The organism is Paenisporosarcina sp. P4_D4, assembly GCF_056401835.1.
This window is the reverse complement of the sequence record NZ_JBFUIO010000136.1, coordinates 1-4,925: the sequence shown is the minus strand read 5'-3', so window position 1 is coordinate 4,925 and position 4,925 is coordinate 1. Positions and strand designations below refer to the sequence as shown.

Annotated in this window: 5 protein-coding genes; 1 reads left to right on the top strand and 4 read right to left on the bottom strand. The window is 40.2% G+C overall.

Annotated elements, in window-relative coordinates:
• Window positions 1–485: 485 nt before the first annotated feature.
• Entirely contained in the window at window positions 486–935 is a 450-nt protein-coding gene (locus AC1DSL_RS15725; RefSeq protein WP_477532903.1) for a universal stress protein, read from the top strand.
• Window positions 936–1,481: 546 nt separating this feature from the next.
• Here the strand turns inward: AC1DSL_RS15725 and AC1DSL_RS15720 are convergent.
• The 4 genes from AC1DSL_RS15720 to AC1DSL_RS15705 all read right to left on the bottom strand — a co-directional run bounded on the left by AC1DSL_RS15720 (window position 1,482) and on the right by AC1DSL_RS15705 (window position 4,921).
• Window positions 1,482–2,681 (bottom strand): acetate/propionate family kinase, encoded by a 1,200-nt coding sequence (locus tag AC1DSL_RS15720; protein WP_477532902.1) that lies wholly within the window; start codon window positions 2,679–2,681, stop codon window positions 1,482–1,484.
• A gap of 63 nt (window positions 2,682–2,744) precedes the next feature.
• Window positions 2,745–3,674, bottom strand: coding sequence for a class I SAM-dependent methyltransferase (locus AC1DSL_RS15715; RefSeq protein WP_477532901.1), 930 nt, complete (start codon window positions 3,672–3,674; stop codon window positions 2,745–2,747).
• 109 nt (window positions 3,675–3,783) lie between these two features.
• On the bottom strand, window positions 3,784–4,290 hold the full coding sequence (tpx, locus tag AC1DSL_RS15710; protein WP_477532900.1) for a thiol peroxidase: 507 nt from the start codon (window positions 4,288–4,290) through the stop codon (window positions 3,784–3,786).
• A gap of 37 nt (window positions 4,291–4,327) precedes the next feature.
• Window positions 4,328–4,921: an RDD family protein gene (locus AC1DSL_RS15705; RefSeq protein ID WP_477532904.1), complete on the bottom strand. Its 594-nt coding sequence runs from the start codon at window positions 4,919–4,921 to the stop codon at window positions 4,328–4,330.
• Window positions 4,922–4,925 lie beyond the last annotated feature (4 nt).

Below are 4,925 nucleotides of genomic sequence, written 5' to 3'. Positions count from 1 at the left end.
TCATTGCTACGCGGTTTTCATTATTTTTTATTTCTGTTGGCACTCCAATTCTCATTGAAAAACCCTCCTAAGTCATTTATGTAAAATGAGTAATGTTAATAAGTCGAATGAATCGACATTTTTAAAACTGATGAAAGCAAATCCATTCTATCAGATATAATTGAAATTTGCTTCAAAAACATTTCAATTATATATTATTGGACTAATCAGAAAAAAGGAAGACGGTGTAAAAGAAATATGGCACGGATAAATATTGGCAATTTTGAACAATATGGACTTGAGGTTGTCCCACACTTGCTCATTCCTAAAGAACCTCACCTGGCATGATGGCTTTTGTAATCAGTTCCATTTGTTTATCTTGTTCTTAATAAATCATTTGTCACAAAATAGACGATACTTGTCGAAGATCTTTCGTTAAAAAGCAGGAATTACACCTCCTTTAAAGAACTATATTAACGACAGACAAATTTGAAGGAGGATTTAACATGACACTTTCATACAATCACATCTTAGTTGCAGTGGATGGTTCCAAAGAAGCGGAATGGGCTTTCAAAAAATCAATTGGAGTTGCACAACGCAATAACGCCACACTGAATCTCGTTAATGTTATTGATACACGCTCATTTGCTGCAATCGAAGCTTATGACCGTTCCATCGCAGACCGTGCACAATCATTTGCGGAAGACCTACTTGGCAATTATAAGAAGCAAGCAGAAGCGGCTGGCGTGACAAAAGTAAATGTGTTTGTTGATTACGGTTCTCCTAAAACATTGATTGCAAGAGAAGTTGCAGCCAAAGTGGAAGCAGACCTTATCATTTGTGGAGCGACTGGCTTGAGCACAGTTGAACGTTTCCTAATCGGCAGCGTTTCTGGACATATCGTTCGGGCAGCAAAATGTGACGTACTCGTCGTTCGTACTGAAGAACATGATTAACCAATAGAACCCAAAGGCTCTTTGCAGGAGTCTTTGGGTTTTTTTTATTATTGATTTGAGATTGTGAAAAATTTATCAATCAAACTGAGTAGTTTATCAATCAGAATCGAACATTTATCGATCAACCTGAGGATTTATCGTTCAAACCTCACCATTTATCAATCAAACTCGTCTCAAACACTAGTCCCCATGGTTATGAGATGAGACGAAACGTTTTACTTATTCATACCAGCCAACCTCACGTAGCCTAAAACTAAAATAATTCAAAACTATATACCTCTTAATTCCTCTGTCTCATTCCGTATAAAGTCTTTTATCACAGTTGATTTCTTCCGAAATATGGAGCAAAACAGCGGAGACTCCAGCGGGAAAAGCGAAGTGTCGAAATCCACTCGAACGATCAGTTTGAGTTAGTTCGGCGCAAGCCCGCGGAAAGCGTAGCTGTGGAATATCGATATTCACATGCAACCTAGTAAGCGTCAGCATTACTTTGCTTCGATCTTTCCGTTGTTCGGTTATGGTGCCTCGAAGTTTCAGTTTAGCGTGTCAAAAACCTTGTAAACCAGACAATCTCACTGTATCCCTTGCAATCATCACTTCTTCGTTCGTCGGGATGACAATGACTTTTACCGGGGAATGTGGGAAGCTGATAAATGCTTCTTTTCCGCGAATTTTGTTCAAGTCTGGATCCATGTAGACGCCCATGAATTGAAGACCCGCCAATACTTTTGCACGGATTATTTCACTGTTTTCTCCGATGCCTGCCGTGAAAATGATGGCGTCGACTCCATTCATGCGGGCTGCGTAGGAACCGATATATTTATGAATGCGGTTTGCAAACACGTCGAGAGCCAATTGAGCACGCGGATTATTTTTCGAAGCTTCCATTTCTATGTCGCGCAAATCACTTGAAAATCCTGATACACCAAGCATTCCAGACTTTTTGTTCAAGACATCCAATACTTCTTCTGCACTTTTTTCGGTCTTTTCCATCAAGAAAGGTATAAGCGCTGGATCCAGATTCCCTGAACGGGTCCCCATCGTGACACCCGCTAGAGGTGTGAACCCCATTGATGTATCGATCGAGCGTCCCCCATCGATTGCCGCGATACTGGCTCCGTTACCTAAATGGCAGGATATCAGTCGAATGGTCTCTTTTGGACGATTCAGCAATTCTGCAGCTCGTCCTGTTACATATTTGTGCGAAGTTCCGTGAAAGCCATATTTCCTGATACCGTATTTCTTATAGTAATCGTAAGGAATAGAATATAAAAAGGAACTTTCAGGCATGGTCTGATGAAATGCGGTATCAAAAACTGCCACGGCAGGCACATGCGGTAATGCTTTTTTAAATTCGATGATTCCGGCAATGTTTGCAGGATTATGGAGTGGTGCCAAATCCGATAGTCTTTCAAATGCTATAAGGGCTTCATCATCAATTAATACGGAATCGCTATACTCTTCACCACCATGTACCAATCGATGTCCGATGCCGTCGATATCCTGTAGCGAATTCACTGCTTTCTGTTCTATCAGATGGTGCAGGAGTAATTGAACTGCGTCCTGGTGATTTGTAATCTTTTCGATGAATTCGACTTTCTGCCCATTCGTTGTCATGGAAAAGATAGGTTCTTTCAATCCGATACGCTCGATTAATCCTTTAGCCACAACATGTTCTTCAGGCATCTGAAGCAATTGGAATTTTAACGATGAGCTTCCAGCATTGATTGCCAATATATTAGTCATAAAAAAACGCCCCTTTTCCACTTATACAGTCATTGTACAGGTGAAAAAAGAGGCGAACAACTATCAGTTCGTATTTTCTTGATGCCACATTTTAACTTTTTCGAAGAACAAAGCCATGGCTTCTTTATTTGACATATTTGGAACTTTTGCCAGTAACACTTCTTTTGGCTGTTTCAAGTCAGCAGATTTCTTTTGGAGCACCAATAGACTCTTTGCATGAGCTTCATTTTTGAATAAGTTCACAGGTAATTGCACAACTGCCTTAATCCAAGCATGGTTGGCAAAATAAGCGTGAAGTTCTTTCGCTTGTGGTGATTCAAAAATCCCTTGAGGGACAAGGAATACTAAGTATCCACCGTCAACCGTGTGTCTGATAGATTGTTCGATCATTAAGTGATGTGCAAAAGACATGCCTTCCTTCGCTTTCAACTCATAACCCGCAGCAGTTTTATCATCGGGATAGTAACCCACCGGCAAATCACTTATGACAACATCGGATGGATCAATCAATAAAGGTTGTAACGCATCTTGTCGGTATAGAGTTACAGGTTGCTGCAACAAGTCACCAGTAGATGCTGCAAGACGAATCAACATATCATCTATTTCGACAGCAGTGGCTGTGGCTTTATCCTGCAAAAAGTTCATTACAGTAAATAATAAATTGCCCGTTCCTGCCGCTGGATCCAAAATCGAGACTTGCTGTTTATCCTTCGTCAATTGATCTACGAAATAGCCAACAAGCAGACCAAGCGAATCAGGGGTCATTTGATGATGTGCCTGAACATGTTCTTTCATGCCTTTTAAAATAGCAAGTTGAATCGCTTTTCGGATATCTTCTTTTTGGAGGGTCGGGATTTTCGGTTCTATATCACCATCCAACCACATTTCTGTCGATTCCAAAACACCTTCAATATACGTTAAGTCTTCTGTTGTTTGCATTTTTTTTGCATGTTCATCGATAAATGTAAATAACTGTTCCATCGAACTGTTCATGAAGTTCTCCTTTTAGACAAACATATCTTGCACGTATGCTGGCGCAAAATAATAATATTTTTTTGAGCAAATGGGAAACCCACTCTATAGTCGAGTGGGTTTCTGGATTTTACTTTTGTGCTGCTTTAACAGCGGCGATTGCTTTTTCATAATCAGGATGTTCAGTTGCTTCAGAAACATACTCAACATATGTAACTTTGTCATTGCTATCTACTACAAAGATTGAACGTGCCAACAATCTTAATTCTTTTATTGCCACTCCATATGCTTCACCAAACKATAAATCACGGTGATCGGAAAGTGTTTGTACTGAATCAATTCCAGCAGCTGCACACCAGCGTTTTTGAGCGAATGGCAAATCATTCGAGATCGTCAGAATGACAACATCGTCTCCAAGTTCAGCAGCGCTTTCGTTGAATTTACGCGTCTGTGTATCACATGTACCTGTGTCCAAAGATGGTACCACACTGATTAATCTTGTTTTCCCTTTTGAATCTTCCAATGTAACCGGGCTAAGATCGTTAGCTAATACTGTGAAATTTGGCGCCGTGTCACCTACTGTTACTTCTTTGCCAAGTAATGTTACGGGTTTTTGCTTAAATGTAATTTGTGCCATGATAACGCCTCCCTTTCCTTCATACTCCTACATCTTACTAGAATGCATTTGGCGGTTGCAACTGACTTGATTCGGAAACAGGCTGGTAAGTAGTGATAACCTTCTTTTCATACGTTTGCTCGTGGATAACCATCGTATCTGCTATGAAGTCATGCAACCCCTGTTTTTTAGGTGTAAAACCGACTACCCAGTACAATGGCAAGATTGTTGCCGAGAAAAAGCGGCCAATCCATTCCCTGAACAAAATGGTGCTTAAAGACAGTGATTCGCTTTGCAATGCGATGACGCGCAACCCAAAAATCATTTTGCCTACAGTTTGCTGGAAAAACTTCATCATTAGTACGAAATATAAATAGAAAATAAACCCTGTGATGAACCCTATCGGTGCATACCATGTTGTCCCTTGAACATCCCATCCGAATATACGGAACAACGGATAAATGACAATTGAAGTAACGGATGAAATGACAAGTAAATCTATTAAATATGCCCAGAATCGAATCCAAAAGCCAGCAGGTTTCAGGATAAACTCTTCACTATTCTGAACTGTATATTTTGGATTCGGTGAAACAGGATTCACTGCTTCCTTAATTGATGATTCATGTTCATTCGGATCATATCGATCAGTCATTTAC